The organism is Rickettsiella endosymbiont of Miltochrista miniata (assembly GCF_964031245.1).
GTDB lineage: Bacteria > Pseudomonadota > Gammaproteobacteria > Diplorickettsiales > Diplorickettsiaceae > Aquirickettsiella.
The window spans coordinates 790299-804734 of record NZ_OZ035017.1 but is presented as its reverse complement, the minus strand read 5'-3'; the positions used below and the strand labels follow the sequence as shown (position 1 = coordinate 804734).

Below are 14436 nucleotides of genomic sequence, written 5' to 3'. Positions count from 1 at the left end.
TTGCATCACACTTTCTGCATGGTTTCATCCTAAACTATATTTAGTATTATGTCGCCTTCGATTAACTCGTCATTGCGAGCGCGCGGCAATCCCCATTCGCTCGCCATGACGGGTGATTCTATAAATCACCGTACAAACTTTGTACGATACTTACCGCGGCCAAACCGGCAGTTTCTGCCCTTAGGACGCGGGGTCCCATTTGCATGGGACTATAATCTGCAACCCGTGCACACTTCAACTCATTTTCGGACCAACCGCCTTCGGGTCCCACCAATAGCGCAACACTCTGACAATGGGGTAAAGAATTGATATTTTGCTTGGAGCCAGGCTGTAAAATTATCCGCTGATCCGCTTTTATCGACGTGGTAGCCACATCAAAGGTCATAGGATTTTCTAGTTTCGGCAAACGTGTTCTTCCTGATTGTTCACAGGCCGCGAGCATCACGCCCTGCCAATGTAAACTGCGTTTTTGCCAGCGTTCGGGTGCTAACTTCAGTGTACTATGCGCCGTTAACATCGGTATCAAGCGTGTCACGCCCAATTCCACCGCTTTTTGCAACATATAATCCATTTTATCGGATCGCAAAACTGCTTGCGCTAAGGTAATTTGCAAAGACGATTCACGATTCACTGCATCAAATTCACCGAGCTTCACCTTCACCATGCTTTTATTTAGCTCGATAATAATGGCGCGAAATTCTCCCGCTTTACCATTAAATACGATAAACTCATCACCAACCTGTAAACGCAGTACGCGAATTAAATGTCCTGCCGCCTCTTTAGTTAAGTTGACTATTTGCCCGGTGTTTAAAGCTTGCGGTTGATAGATACGAGTCAGACGCATAGAATGTTTAACGACCTCAATTTAATATACTCAAAGCGTATATTTTGCTGGTAAATTTTTATGCACAAGCTTAGCGTCATTCTTTTAGCGATTTTTTTGAGCAGCTGCGCGAGTTTGTCGCAAGCCCCCACACCACTCCCTAAGCCTAAAATAGTGAATCACTATCTTCCCTGGGCACAACGCAAAACGCAACTAAATGCGATACAAAATTTTCGTGTCAATGGCAACCTTGCCATACACGAAACATCGGGTCGTGGTGTGAATGCCTCGTTCAGCTGGGAACAGATCTATCCTAATTATCAACTCAGCTTTTTTGGACCTTTAGGGTCACAAGGCGCGGTACTTACCGGAAGTCCTAAGCAAATCAGTTTAACCACGCATCAACAAACCTATCATGCACAAAGTCCAGAACAACTCTTACATGATCAATTAGGTTTAAATTTACCCGTTTCACAATTTTATTATTGGTTACGCGGTCTACCGGCGCCACAATCCCGTTATATCACCAATCTAGATGCCTATAACCGACTCATGCAATTACGGCAATCCGGTTGGCGTGTGGTTTACCGACATTTCACTAACATTGGAAAAATTGATTTACCGGATCGTATTGATCTGTCCAATTGCCAATGGCAAGTCCGTATTATAATCAATCACTGGAATATTAAATAACAACATGTACTATTGGCCAGCCCCTGCTAAATTAAATCTTTTTTTACATCTGACCGGTCGAAGGCCCGATCGCTATCATGAACTGCAAACCGTTTTTCAACTGATTGATTACTGCGATGAATTAAGTTTTACACAACGCTCCGATCCACAAATTAATTGCACATGTTTATCATTACTTAATCCGGTCACCGCGGCGGTCATCCCCGATGAGGATAATTTAGCGATTAAAGCAGCACGATTATTACAAGATAGAAATAAAAACTTACCTGGTGTCGATATATTGATCAAAAAACGAATTCCTATCGGCGGCGGTTTAGGTGGTGGTAGTTCCAATGCAGCAACGACACTCGTGGTTTTAAATCACTTATGGAACATGCATCTTCCTTTAGACGAATTATTGAGCTTAGGCATCACACTCGGCGCCGATGTACCGATATTTATCAAAGGAGTAAGCAGTTGGGCGGAAGGCATTGGCGAAAAACTACAAGCGATACCGTTACCTGAAACCTGGTTTGTAGTCATGATTCCACCATTGACTATTTCAACTGCAAAACTTTTTTCACATCCCCGATTGACATACAACACGACACCCATCAAAATACAAACCTTTTTAAGCGGATCATTAAATACACATAATGATTTTGAACACATCGTTAGGCAGGATTATCCGATGATTGCAGAGGGCTTAGACTTCTTAAATCATTATGCTCCTGCTCGCTTATCAGGGACCGGAGCGTGTATTTTTGCCACACTTAAGTCAAAAATAGCCGCTGAAACACTACTAGAAAAAATTAAATCGCCTTATCAAGGCTTTGTCTGTAAAGGGTTAACCACTTCACCTTTACAACAAATAATGAAAAATTGGGGTGTCGCCAAGTGGTAAGGCACCGGGTTTTGATCTCGGCATTCCTAGGTTCGAATCCTAGCACCCCAGCCACCATTCATCCGTCCTTTTTTATTTAACACGTTGAGGTTCCTCTGTGTCTGAAATGATGCTCTTTACTGGTAACGCTAACCGACCTTTAGCAGAAAAAGTCGCTAAACATTTAGGAAAAGAATTAGGTAAAGCCACCGTCGGTCATTTTAGTGACGGTGAAATCATGGTAGAGATCTTAGAGAATGTCAGAGGACAAGACGTATTTATTATGCAACCGACGTGTCCGCCGGTTAACACAAATTTAATGGAACTTATCATTATGGCCGATGCCTTACGTCGTGCATCGGCTAAACGTATCACCGCTGTCGTTCCGTATTTTGGTTATGGTCGACAAGACCGCCGCATTCGTTCTTCACGAGTTCCGATTACCGCGCGCGTTGTTGCGGATATGATGACTGCCGTCGGCATTAGTCGTTTACTCACGGTGGATCTGCATGCCGATCAAATCCAAGGATTTTTTGATATTCCTGTGGACAATGTCTATGCCACACCCGAAATCTTAAAGGATATGGAAAGTCAAAAGCTTTACAAAAGCAATGAACAACTTATTGTGGTATCACCGGATGTAGGGGGCGTGGTTAGAGCGCGCGCTATTGCTAAACGCTTTAATGATGCCGATATTGCCATCATCGACAAACGCCGTACCGGTCCGAATAAAACCGAAGTCATGCATATTATCGGTGAAGTTAAAGACCGTAATTGTCTATTGGTCGATGATATTGTTGATACCGGTGGCACACTCTGTTTGGCCGCCCAATCATTAAAAGAAAATGGCGCCAATTTAGTCATGGCGTATTGTACGCATCCCGTCTTATCCGGCAATGCCATTAACGATATTCAAAACTCATGTATCAATGAGCTTGTCGTCACCGATACGGTACCCTTAAGCGATGAAGCACGGCATTGCAAAAAAATTCGCCAACTGAGTTTGAGTGATATGTTGGCAAAAACGATTTGCCGCATTAATTCCGAAGAATCGGTGAGCTCGATGTTTGTTGACTAATTTGTTTTTCGGAGTTTGACTTGTTTTCTTCAGCTTGACGAGTAAAAAATCCGTATCGTGATCGGCTAGGAATAGCACTATCGTCAAAAGCTTTTACTGGTATTTTATCTGGCTTTAGCCAAGTTAGATCAGTTGTTTCTGCTATATCAATAGACAGGTTTGCGAACGATACTTTTTTGCTAGTCAAACATTCACGTTTCTTAGCCAATGTATCTAATTGACTTTTTTCTATCGAAGATAGTACTTGCTCCTGGCATGCTTCTATAACCTCAGTAAGCAAGAGCGAGCCGCTCGACTGACTGGTCAACTCAAGGCGATCACCTTGCTGCGGATTTCTATGATTATATCGTTTCTTATCCATCTCCGTTTTTTCATGCTTCCCAGAATCGCTGAGCTTAAGCTTATCAAGGTCATTATAAGCATCTAGGGCACTCCCTATAGTTATTTCTAAAATGGGATGTTTAGGCACCGCAGCAAGGATGTCATTACGCCACCAAACCGATGAAAACTCTAGCGGAAATTGTTCAGCGCAAAGTGTGTATTTCCCATCAAGTAGTGACGATTGTATTAGCCATTTACGATTTTGATCACGAATAATATTAAAAAAATCAAATTTTGTATCGGTATCAAAATAATAACCGCCTTTTAAATAAAGGATGGTATAGCGCAATAAATTAGACGCGGCAGCAAAATTCTTTGCACCGATCATTTCCCGTTCAACACACTGCCAAAAATCACTATATCGATCCTGACGTCGAGTAAAAGCACCTGCTTTTATCTCATCAATCACATTATGTGTATTTCCCTGTAAGAAAAATTCATTACTTTTCATTTCATGCTTTAATTCGCCAAGTTCTTTAACCTGTAAAAACGAACTCTGTGCAGACAACTCCAGATCAGGCATGTATCTATCCAGAGACTGATAATAATGGGATGGATGATCAACCCATAAATTAATCTTAAATCCAGAGCGTCGAGCAATCGGTATAAGCTCTAGTAGTGTAATGAGATATTTCTTTGGTAAGGGACTACCTAGCCAGATGAAATGAAGTTCTGATGGGATAGCTGCAGAATTAGGCATAGGATACCACCTGATATCAAATTATTTTTCTAAGGCGTCTGTTACTATTGTACTAATTGAAACTTAAGCCATTATGAAAAAAAGATATTAAGCAACTCTCATTGCTAGCACATACCAACTCTCGTCATTGCGAGCACGTAAAATATTAATCGTCATTGCGAGCACATACCAACTCTCGTCATTGCGAGCACCGTAGGTGCGCGGCAATCCAAATATTTATTCCATGAACCTTTTGTAAAGCCCCTAAAAACCCCTGGAGTTTTATGATAAATCCCCGTAAACTACTGCCCACTTATCCTGGTCGCGGGGTAGGTATTTTTTTTGAATTTGAGGAATAAATCGATGTCAACGAATCACTTATTTGAACTCCACGCTGAAGCTCGAGAGGTGTTTGGGTCGGGTGCGAGCCGCCGTCTCCGCCGTCTTGAGAATCGTGTTCCGGCTATTTTATATGGCGCTTCAGAGCCACCCCTACCTGTCTCCTTAGATCATAATCAGGTATTACGGGCCCTGGAAAATGAAGCCTTTTACTCGCATATTTTAACCATCAAAATCGATGGCATCGAGCAAAAAGCGGTATTAAAAGACTTGCAGCGGCATGCCTATAAGCCACGTATCCTGCATGTCGACTTATTGCGCGTATCGGCCAAAGAAAAAATCACTATGTCTGTCCCCTTACATTTTAAGGGAGAAGCAATGGCCCCTGGGGTTAAAGACGCTGAAGGTGTGCTAACCAAACTGTTAAATAGTGTCGAAGTTCGCTGCTTACCAGCGGCACTTCCAGAGTACATTGAAGTCGACGTGTCCCACTTGGGACTAGATGAATCCATCTTATTATCCCAGCTCCACTTACCGCAAGGTGTCGAATTAACCGCAGCCATCAGTCATGAAGATGACCGACCGGTGGTCAATATCCATATACCACGTGCGGTGGTCGAAGAAGATCTCACTACAGCGCCTGAATCGGCTGAAGTACCTGCGATTAATGTCAAAGATGATGCCGAACAAGCAGCGGGTGAGAGTAAAGAAAAGGCCGAAAAGGACAAACACTAAGCCTGTCGCATGGCAACTCATCCCATATACTCACAGCAATTGGATTTTTGGCAAGTGCCGCGTCGCTGTGCAACAACCTGGAGTGTACAATACCAGAGGATTGCGAATTGAGCGGCAACACAGACAAAAATTCAAGTGCGAAGAGTATACAGCTGATTGCCGGCTTAGCGAATCCTGGGAGGGACTACGCAAAAAGCCGGCATAATGCCGGAGCATGGCTGATCAACGCACTGCTAAATCAGCACTCCTTATCCCCTTTAAAAATGGAAAATAAATTCCATGCCTCGGTGACTGCTTGGTCTCTTGCCACTGGTAAATGTTGGCTGCTCATCCCTAACACTTATATGAATGATTCGGGGCGGGCAATCAAGGCCATAGCCCATTTTTATCATCTCCCCATTGAGTCCATATTAATTGTCCATGACGATTTAGATCTATTACCCGGCACCGCACGCTACAAACAAGGAGGGGGTGATGGCGGACATAATGGCTTAAGAGATATTGTTAAACATTTGCAGAGCAAAGACTTTTGGCGGCTACGGCTGGGAATTGGCCATCCTGGGCACCGTGATCGCGTGCACGATTATGTTTTAAATTCACCTTCTGTCGCAGATAAACAAAGAATAGAGCTGGCTATCGAGCAAGCATTGACTACGTTAACCCTATTTGCCGAAGGCAAACATGACCTAGCCATGCAAATGTTACATACTCAACAAGAATAACGGGAAAACTTTATGGGATTTAAATGCGGCATCGTTGGGCTTCCCAATGTAGGAAAATCCACTCTATTTAATGCACTAACTAAAGCCGGAATTGCAGCCGCCAACTACCCTTTTTGCACCATCGAACCGAATGTCGGTATCGTCCCCGTTCCCGATCCACGTCTCAATGAACTAGCCAAAATTGTAAAACCACAAAAAATAATACCTACCAGCATGGAGTTTGTTGATATCGCCGGTTTAGTACAAGGAGCCGCACAAGGTGAAGGTTTAGGAAATAAATTTTTAGCTCATATACGCGAAGTCGATGCGATTGTGCATGTGGTACGCTGTTTTGCAGATCCCGATGTAGTACATGTCACCGGGCTCGTCGATCCCGTCGCGGATGTGCAAACGATTCATACCGAATTAGCCTTAGCTGATTTAGAGAGCGCTGAAAAAGCGGTGTTACGGCTGAATAAAGCCAGTAAATCTAACGACAAATCAGCACAACAAAGTAAAAATTTATTAGAGCGCATCATTCCGGAATTAAACCAAGGTCGTTTATTGCGTCAACTTGATTTCAGCCCCGAAGAATTAAACTTGTTACGTCCCTATTCTTTTTTAACGCTGAAATCGACGTTATATATTGCCAATGTGGATGAAAAGGGTTTTGTGAATAATTTATTACTCGAGCAATTAGAAAGTTATGCCCTGGCAGACAAAGCCAAAGTCGTCGCGATTTGCGCCAAATTAGAAGAGGACTGTATCGATTTAAGTGATGAGGAAAAACAGGAGTTTTTACGCGACTGCGGTTTAACCGAAACCGGTTTAGATCGTTTGATACGTGCCGGTTATGAATTACTGGATCTACAAACCTACTTTACCGCCGGTGTCAAAGAAGTCCGCGCTTGGACGGTACACAAAGGCGCCACCGCACCACAAGCCGCCGCCTGTATCCATACCGATTTTGAAAAAGGCTTTATCCGCGCTGAAGTCATCAATTATGATGACTTCATACGTTACCAAGGTGAACAAGGCGCGAAAGAAGCCGGTAAATGGCGCTTAGAAGGTAAAACCTATCTGGTCAAAGATGGCGACGTGATGCATTTTTTATTTAATGTTTAGTTTAAAAATTTCTTGGTTGTGTCAATGAAATGACTTTAGGTTCAGAAGTTCTGAAATTTACAGGGCTTGAAGTATTCTTAAAAACAGAAGCTAAAGTAAATAAAGTACGCTCTAAAAATGTTAATGGCTTTTCATGTATTGTTCGCTTAACTTTTAAATTATATTTTCCAAGTGCACACTCCACATTTTTTTGTAGTTCGTCTAATTTTTCTTCTTGCTTAAGCTCGAATAAAGTTAACCCTTTTAATTGTTGCACAGTGTGAAAAAAACATAAATCGGATGTAGAATTAGAAAAAGTGGATGATGCATTGGTTAAAGAAGTATTTCCTGTCAGCATAGTGTTTCTCTTTTAAAAAAACGCATTCTACAATATTTTTAACCAAATATATCATTTTTAATTTTATTTTTTATTTTAATTTTTTTTATAAAGTTATCTAATTTATTTAATTTTTGTTATACTTTAACTTTGATAGATAAGGATTATCCTTCAAATCAAACTCCAGGATAAGGAGCGCATATGCATTTAGACTATTTAGATCAACTGATACCGAAACGTTGGATTTTACTACTCCGTTATTGGCTACCCTTTTTTAAAACTCCGAGTAATTTTTATTTTAGGTGCCGCGACTTTATTGATAAGTTGAAACACTCGGGTTGCTCCCATTTCCCATGGGAGAAATTTCCAAATTTATTATCTATTTTTGAAAAAAATGTTTGCACAGTGACAGAAAAAAAAATAGCCAGAGAAATTATTAGCAACATTTTTACACGAGAAAATAAAACCATCACATTAGAACTTTTAATTTTAATTTTTAATCAATTTGATCCTGATAATAAACAGACATCTATTTTAAAAGAAGTTCTGCAGCGTATTCCAACTAAATTTTATCTCCAGTATTTTAGTACTTTAAACGCCTTTAATTGTTCTCCACGAAACTTAAAATGGTGTGCGCTTCTAAAAGATAAATTTCTGCTAGAAGATAAATTAATCCTTATTTTATCACTGTCCGATGAATCTTTAATGGCCAATCAGGCGACCGTTTTTCAATTGGCTATCCAAGAGTGTGAGGATAAACTACTCACTCGGAAATTTGGTCTAAATAATTTTCTAAATGCTTATGTCATTGAACGATTGCTAGAGTTTGTCTTATCGCGTAACCCCAAAATAATTTTTTCTCCTATCTTCATACACACATTAATTAACCAATTACTCGAAACTCAACATCCGATATTAACATCATACCTACTAGAACTTGATGAACCCGCAAGATACAGTTTTTTTGAAAAATTCTTGGTCCATAGTCAAAACTTTCAGCAAGCTACACACTACTTCCTTAATCTGTGCCCAGAAGAACAACGGACCGATCTGATCGATCAATTAATTACATCTGTGTTTAACGCTAATGCATCTGAAATGAATGATGACGCTATAAAAGAAAATAAAGCGACTGCAGATAACTCGGACTTGCTATTATTGATCCAGATACAAGAACAATCTGACATCTATCCAATTAGCCTATTTCAATTTCTTGCCCTACAAAGTTTAACGAAAAAGCCGCTTGATATAGAAAATCTTAAAAAATTTTTCCAAGCTCCTCACGTTTCACTTGAACATCGTAAAAATTTCTCAATCGCATGCCAATCTGCTGTTGCTGAGCACAGCATTCTCGCCATAAAAGTATTTATTAAAGATAACTTTATGATCTACGTACGCAAAGAAAACACACGTCAAGATATTCATCGGGCTTTTTATCAATTTTTTAACAACGAGACTATCGGCAAGCCTCTAAATGTAGCCAAGCTTATACTAAAAAAATTACCGCAACATTTACAGTTAAACTGCGAGCCAGATTTAAACTTTTTACAACAATTGTTATCACAACTTTATTTAGTTATGGAGGATCCAGAAATTGTTGCCTATAACAATAAACGCTTCATGGAGTGGAATAAAAGTCAAAGAGAATATGAGGAAAAAAGCGAGGCTCGCAGAGAACTTCTGCAACGTATCCGCGAAGGAAGACAAAGTAGCATTGCTTATCAACGCATGGAAGAGCTATTTGGTGACGAAGCAACAACGATGCAAGCAAAATGGAAAAAAACATTAGGCGTGCATTTTTTTGATGCTAACGATAAAGAAGAATGCAAAACCGCTTTAAAGGAAGCAGCTGAAATTATAAAATTTAATCGTGAATGTAACGAATTTTCTTGTTTAAGCACCTCACCCTCATCAGCAAGTTATTTTGCTTAATAAATCAATTTTCGGTTTCAACCTATAAAAAAATCTTTTGTCATTGCGAGCGCGTAAAATATTAATCGTCATTGCGAGCGCGGAGCGCGCGGCAATCCATATACCTTAAACTAGATGGCCGCGCTTAATCAAATCAAGGATTTCATCTCTTTAAGCAATTAAAATTATTTAAATAAGTCCACTTTAATCGCGAAAAATATGCGCTTGCATCCATTCATCATTATAGATCTTGCTGAGATATTTAATACCGCTATCTGGCAAAATAGTGACAATAGTGGCAGGCTCGGGTAAGTCGGCAGCGACTTTCAATGCGGCCCATACATTTGCACCGGATGAACCTCCGACTAACAAACCTTCTTCTTTGGCTAAACGCCGTGCCATCAAGAACGCTTCTTTATCCGTAAAAGGGATAATCTCATCTAATACAGAAAAATCTAAGGCTTTCGCGATGTGATCTTCGCCTATGCCTTCCACTAAATAATTGCAATTACCCTCTTGGGGAATTTTTCCGGTCGTAAAATATTCATAGTAAATAGAACCGACGGGATCCGGCATCATCACTTTAATCGCTGGGTTTTTTTCTTTCAAAAAACGACCCACACCAGAAACAGTGCCGCCGGTACTGCCGGAGGCAATAAAGATATCGACTTTACCTTGTGTTTGTTGCCAAATTTCCGGCGCAGTATTGACGTAATGTGCCTCAGGATTTTTCGGGTTATCATATTGATCCAGTCGAAAGCTATTTGGCATTTCGGCGGCGATGCGCTTGGCAACATTGACATAATGTTCAGGTGAGTCCGGAGCAGCAGCGGTCGGTGTCACGACAATTTCGGCACCGTAGGCACGTAAGGTATTTTGTTTTTCTATACTCACCTTATCCGGCATAGTCAAAATTGCACGGTAGCCTTTTACTGCCGCTAACATGGCGATAGCGGCACCGGTATTTCCGGACGTATTTTCAATGATAGTGCCGCCCGGTTTTAACCTTCCCTTTTGTTCGGCATCGGCAATAATATAATCGACTATACGATCCTTAATACTGCCGCTGGGATTAGCAAATTCACATTTAACTAAGATGGTAACGTGTTTATTTGGAACTATTTTTTCTAATTTAACTAACGGCGTATTGCCAATTGCGTATAAAATAGAACGCATCATCATTAAAAATTGATCATATTAATTGTGCGACCATTTTACCCATATCGGCGGGTGATTTTACGGTATGCACACCGGCAGCTTCTAAGGCCTTAAATTTTTCAGCGGCAGTTCCTTTACCTCCAGAAATAATCGCACCAGCATGACCCATACGTTTTCCGGCGGGCGCTGTCACGCCGGCAATATAAGCGACCACGGGTTTAGTGACATAGGTTTTAATAAAATCTGCCGCTTCTTCTTCAGCTGTACCGCCGATTTCACCCACCATGAGTATGGCTTCTGTTTGTGGATCTTCTTGAAACAAACGTAATACATCCACAAAATTCATACCTGGAATCGGATCCCCACCAATACCCACACAGGTACTTTGACCTAAACCTAAATCGGTCGTTTGTTTAACTGCTTCATAGGTTAACGTACCGGAACGTGACACGATACCAACGCGACCCGGTTGGTGAATATAACCCGGCATGATGCCAATTTTACATTGGCCTGGTGTAATCACACCCGGACAATTCGGTCCTATTAAGCGTGCGTTAGTATTATTTTCTAAATAAACCTTCACATCTAACATATCGAGTACGGGTATGCCTTCGGTAATACAGACAATTAATGAAATACCCGCATCGGCGGCTTCAATAATGGAATCTTTACAAAAAGGCGCCGGTACATAAATGACACTGGCATCCGCACCCGTTTCAGCAACGGCATCGGCTACGGTATTAAACACCGGTAAATCTAAATGTTGTGATCCACCTTTTCCGGGTGTCACGCCACCTACCATCTGTGTACCATAAGCGATGGCTTGCTCTGAATGAAATGTTCCCTGTTTTCCCGTGAAACCTTGGCAAATGACTTTAGTTTTTTTGTCGATTAATATACTCATACATCTACCTTTAATAAGAAAATACGATTATTTTTGTAGCTATTAGGCTTAAGCCGTCTGTGGTGATTTAACAGCCGCCACTATTTGCTCTGCTGCTCCGGTTAAACTAGTCGCTGCAATGATATTTAAACCGCTTTCAGATAACTTTTTAGCACCTAAATCCGCATTATTACCTTCCAAACGCACTACCACTGGAATTTTAATACCCACCTCTTTGACTGCGCCGATAATTCCATCAGCAATCATGTCACAACGCACGATACCGCCAAAAATATTAACCAATATACCTTTGACTTTTTCATCGGATAAAATGATCTTAAATGCTTCGGTAACACGTTCTTGTGTAGCACCACCACCGACATCTAGGAAATTAGCAGGATTACCACCGTGTAATTTAATTAAATCCATAGTCGCCATGGCTAAACCCGCACCATTCACCATACAACCGATGTCACCGTCTAAGGCGATATAGTTTAATTCCCAATTATGGGCGCGATTTTCGCGTTCGTCTTCTTGTGAAGGATCGCGCATCGCACGTAATTGTGCTTGGCGAAATAAAGCATTATCATCGACCACTACTTTGGCGTCTAAACAGATCACGTGATCATTTTTGTCGATAATCAAAGGATTAATTTCTACTAAACTCAGATCGCGCTCGACAAACATCTTACCCAGACCTAATAAAATTTGCGTAAATTCCTTTAATTGATTAGGCGTTAACCGTAATTTAAAACCAATATCGCGCGCTTGATAAGGCATTATTCCTAGCAAAGGATCCATAGTGATTTTTAATATTTTTTCCGGTGTTTCTTCCGCCACCTTTTCAATTTCAACACCACCTTCAGTACTCGCCATGATGACGACGCGCCGGGTACTGCGATCCAGCACCGCACCTAAATATAATTCGCGTGCTATATCACAAGGTTGTGCAATCAGTACTTGATTAACCGGTTGCCCGTGCTCATCGGTTTGAAAAGTCACTAAACGTCGACCGAGTAGACGTTTACTTTCTGCTGCTACCGCTTCTTTACTGGTAACATATTTCACACCCCCGGCCTTACCTCTGCCACCGGCATGCACTTGCGCTTTGACCATCCATGCATTTCCACCTAACGCTTCGGCAGCGGCCAAGGCTTCTTCGACTGTGTTAGCGGGTTTACCTAAAGGCACGGGTAATCCATATTCGCTAAATAGTTCTTTACCTTGGTATTCGTGTAGATTCATGGATTTCTTTTTCTCCTAATTATTACTTCTTTAAAAAAATGTAACGGATAGTTTGTGATTAACTATAGTTTATGCTGTAGGTCTCCAGATAGAACAAAAAATCAAAAAAAGCCGTCATGACGAGGCCGAAACGTCAGTGAGGCCGTGGCCATCCAGAGATTGCCGCGCACCTGCGGTGCTCGCAATGACGAATAACTGCGGCGCTCGCAATGACGAAAGTTCAATCATGACATTTTTTTACCCTATACTGAAGCTATAACTATCACTTAAACATCAATTAATAAACGGGACGGATCTTCCAGTAACTCTTTAATAGTTTTTAAAAAGCTTACTGATTCTTTGCCGTCAATAATACGATGATCATAGGATAAAGCAACATACATCATTGGTCTAATGACCACCTGGCCGTTTTCCGCCACCGGTCGTTCCTCTATTTTATTCATCCCGAGTATCGCACTTTGCGGCGGATTAATAATCGGTGTGGCTAATAGCGAGCCGAAAACTCCGCCATTGGTAATGGTGAAGGTACCGCCGGTCATGTCTTCAATGGCGATCTGATTATCTTTGGCTTTACGTCCATAATTAGCAATAGTTTTTTCTATATCAGCAAACGATAAACGATCCGCATCGCGTAAAATAGGCACCACTAAACCGCGATCGGTTGAAACAGCAATACCAATATCAAAGTAACTATGATAAACCACATCATTACCATCAATGGATGCGTTCACTGCCGGAAAACGTTTTAAGGCTTCGATAACGGCTTTGGTAAAAAAAGACATAAAACCTAAACGTGTGCCGTGTCTCTTTTCGAAACTATCTTTGTAAATACTACGCAGTTCGATTACCTTATGCAGATTAATTTCATTAAAAGTCGTTAAAATTGCGGCATTATGCTGTGCAGCCACCAGCCGCTCAGCGATACGTGCACGTAAACGTGTCATGGGCACGCGTTTTTCCAAGCGCTCGCTGCTGGCATGCATAGCCGATGCAGACACGTCAGACAGTCGATTCGAAAGATGGGGTGTTGATGGTGCAGAAGCAGGTGCTTGCTGCAATACATCGGCTCGCGTCACACGTCCCGATTTACCGCTACCTTGAACATTTTCTAAGGGTAAATCTTGTTCAGCCGCAGTGCGTCTTGCCGCAGGCCCCGCCAAATGGGCAGCACTATCGGCGGTTTTAGGTTTTTCTGCGACGGGTATCGCAGCGGATGGAGATGTAGATGCAGAAGGTTTCTCAGTTTTCATACTAGCTTCCTTGTCAGTATCTAGATGCGCTAAAATTTCACCCGCTTTAACCACAGTTCCTGCTTGTTTTACAATTTCGCCCATCACACCGTCGGCGGGTGCCGGTACTTCTAAAACAACTTTATCGGTTTCCAGATCCACTAAATTATCATCCCGTTTAACCCTTTCACCTGGTTTTTTATGCCATGTGACGACGGTCGCATCAGCAACCGATTCCGGTAACATCGGAACTTTGACTTCTATACTACTCATTTCTG

At 41.6% G+C, this 14436-nt stretch carries 14 protein-coding genes and 1 tRNA gene; 8 read left to right on the top strand and 7 right to left on the bottom strand.

Annotated features, from left to right (window positions below; translation table 11 throughout):
• Positions 1-118: 118 nt before the first annotated feature.
• Positions 119-844 (bottom strand): 16S rRNA (uracil(1498)-N(3))-methyltransferase, encoded by a 726-nt coding sequence (locus AAHH40_RS03650; RefSeq protein ID WP_342220761.1) that lies wholly within the window; start codon positions 842-844, stop codon positions 119-121.
• Between the two features lie 60 nt (positions 845-904).
• Here AAHH40_RS03650 and lolB point away from each other — a divergent pair, with 60 nt between their 5' ends.
• The 4 genes from lolB to AAHH40_RS03630 all read left to right on the top strand — a co-directional run bounded on the left by lolB (position 905) and on the right by AAHH40_RS03630 (position 3456).
• Complete coding sequence (gene lolB, locus AAHH40_RS03645) at positions 905-1516, top strand: lipoprotein insertase outer membrane protein LolB (protein ID WP_342220760.1); 612 nt, start codon at positions 905-907, stop codon at positions 1514-1516.
• A 4-nt stretch (positions 1517-1520) separates the two neighbouring features.
• Entirely contained in the window at positions 1521-2399 is an 879-nt protein-coding gene (gene ispE, locus AAHH40_RS03640; protein WP_342220759.1) for a 4-(cytidine 5'-diphospho)-2-C-methyl-D-erythritol kinase, read from the top strand.
• Positions 2379-2453 (top strand) — tRNA-Gln (locus AAHH40_RS03635). The genes ispE and AAHH40_RS03635 overlap by 21 nt, the downstream gene beginning before the upstream one ends.
• A gap of 52 nt (positions 2454-2505) precedes the next feature.
• Entirely contained in the window at positions 2506-3456 is a 951-nt protein-coding gene (locus AAHH40_RS03630) for a ribose-phosphate pyrophosphokinase (RefSeq protein ID WP_342220794.1), read from the top strand.
• On the opposite strand, the gene AAHH40_RS03625 is transcribed toward AAHH40_RS03630, so the two are convergent.
• A complete protein-coding gene (locus AAHH40_RS03625; RefSeq protein WP_342220758.1) occupies positions 3416-4537 on the bottom strand; it encodes a TcdA/TcdB catalytic glycosyltransferase domain-containing protein in 1122 nt (373 codons plus the stop codon). The two genes, AAHH40_RS03630 and AAHH40_RS03625, sit on opposite strands and share 41 nt — an antisense overlap.
• A 342-nt stretch (positions 4538-4879) precedes the next feature.
• Here AAHH40_RS03625 and AAHH40_RS03620 point away from each other — a divergent pair, with 342 nt between their 5' ends.
• The 3 genes from AAHH40_RS03620 to ychF all read left to right on the top strand — a co-directional run bounded on the left by AAHH40_RS03620 (position 4880) and on the right by ychF (position 7416).
• A complete protein-coding gene (locus tag AAHH40_RS03620) occupies positions 4880-5590 on the top strand; it encodes a 50S ribosomal protein L25/general stress protein Ctc (RefSeq protein ID WP_342220757.1) in 711 nt (236 codons plus the stop codon).
• Positions 5591-5697: 107 nt separating this feature from the next.
• Positions 5698-6312: an aminoacyl-tRNA hydrolase gene (pth, locus tag AAHH40_RS03615; RefSeq protein WP_342220756.1), complete on the top strand. Its 615-nt coding sequence runs from the start codon at positions 5698-5700 to the stop codon at positions 6310-6312.
• A 12-nt stretch (positions 6313-6324) separates the two neighbouring features.
• On the top strand, positions 6325-7416 hold the full coding sequence (ychF, locus tag AAHH40_RS03610; RefSeq protein ID WP_342220755.1) for a redox-regulated ATPase YchF: 1092 nt from the start codon (positions 6325-6327) through the stop codon (positions 7414-7416).
• Between the two features lies 1 nt (position 7417).
• Here ychF and AAHH40_RS03605 read toward each other — a convergent pair whose 3' ends face one another.
• Entirely contained in the window at positions 7418-7753 is a 336-nt protein-coding gene (locus tag AAHH40_RS03605; RefSeq protein WP_342220754.1) for a hypothetical protein, read from the bottom strand.
• A gap of 180 nt (positions 7754-7933) precedes the next feature.
• On the opposite strand from AAHH40_RS03605, the gene AAHH40_RS03600 reads away from it, so the two are divergent.
• The gene (locus AAHH40_RS03600) at positions 7934-9664 is read left to right on the top strand and encodes a hypothetical protein (protein ID WP_342220753.1); all 1731 of its coding nucleotides are present in this window, start codon (positions 7934-7936) and stop codon (positions 9662-9664) included.
• 183 nt (positions 9665-9847) lie between these two features.
• On the opposite strand, the gene AAHH40_RS03595 is transcribed toward AAHH40_RS03600, so the two are convergent.
• The 4 genes from AAHH40_RS03595 to odhB all read right to left on the bottom strand — a co-directional run bounded on the left by AAHH40_RS03595 (position 9848) and on the right by odhB (position 14431).
• Positions 9848-10825 carry a cysteine synthase family protein gene (locus AAHH40_RS03595; RefSeq protein WP_342220752.1) on the bottom strand — a complete coding sequence of 326 codons (978 nt, stop codon included), beginning with the start codon at positions 10823-10825 and terminating at the stop codon, positions 9848-9850.
• Positions 10826-10835: 10 nt separating this feature from the next.
• Positions 10836-11705, bottom strand: a complete 870-nt coding sequence (sucD, locus tag AAHH40_RS03590) for a succinate--CoA ligase subunit alpha (RefSeq protein WP_342220751.1) — start codon at positions 11703-11705, stop codon at positions 10836-10838.
• A 48-nt stretch (positions 11706-11753) separates the two neighbouring features.
• Entirely contained in the window at positions 11754-12929 is a 1176-nt protein-coding gene (gene sucC / locus AAHH40_RS03585; protein ID WP_342220750.1) for an ADP-forming succinate--CoA ligase subunit beta, read from the bottom strand.
• A 266-nt stretch (positions 12930-13195) separates the two neighbouring features.
• The gene (gene odhB, locus AAHH40_RS03580; protein ID WP_342220749.1) at positions 13196-14431 is read right to left on the bottom strand and encodes a 2-oxoglutarate dehydrogenase complex dihydrolipoyllysine-residue succinyltransferase; all 1236 of its coding nucleotides are present in this window, start codon (positions 14429-14431) and stop codon (positions 13196-13198) included.
• Positions 14432-14436 lie beyond the last annotated feature (5 nt).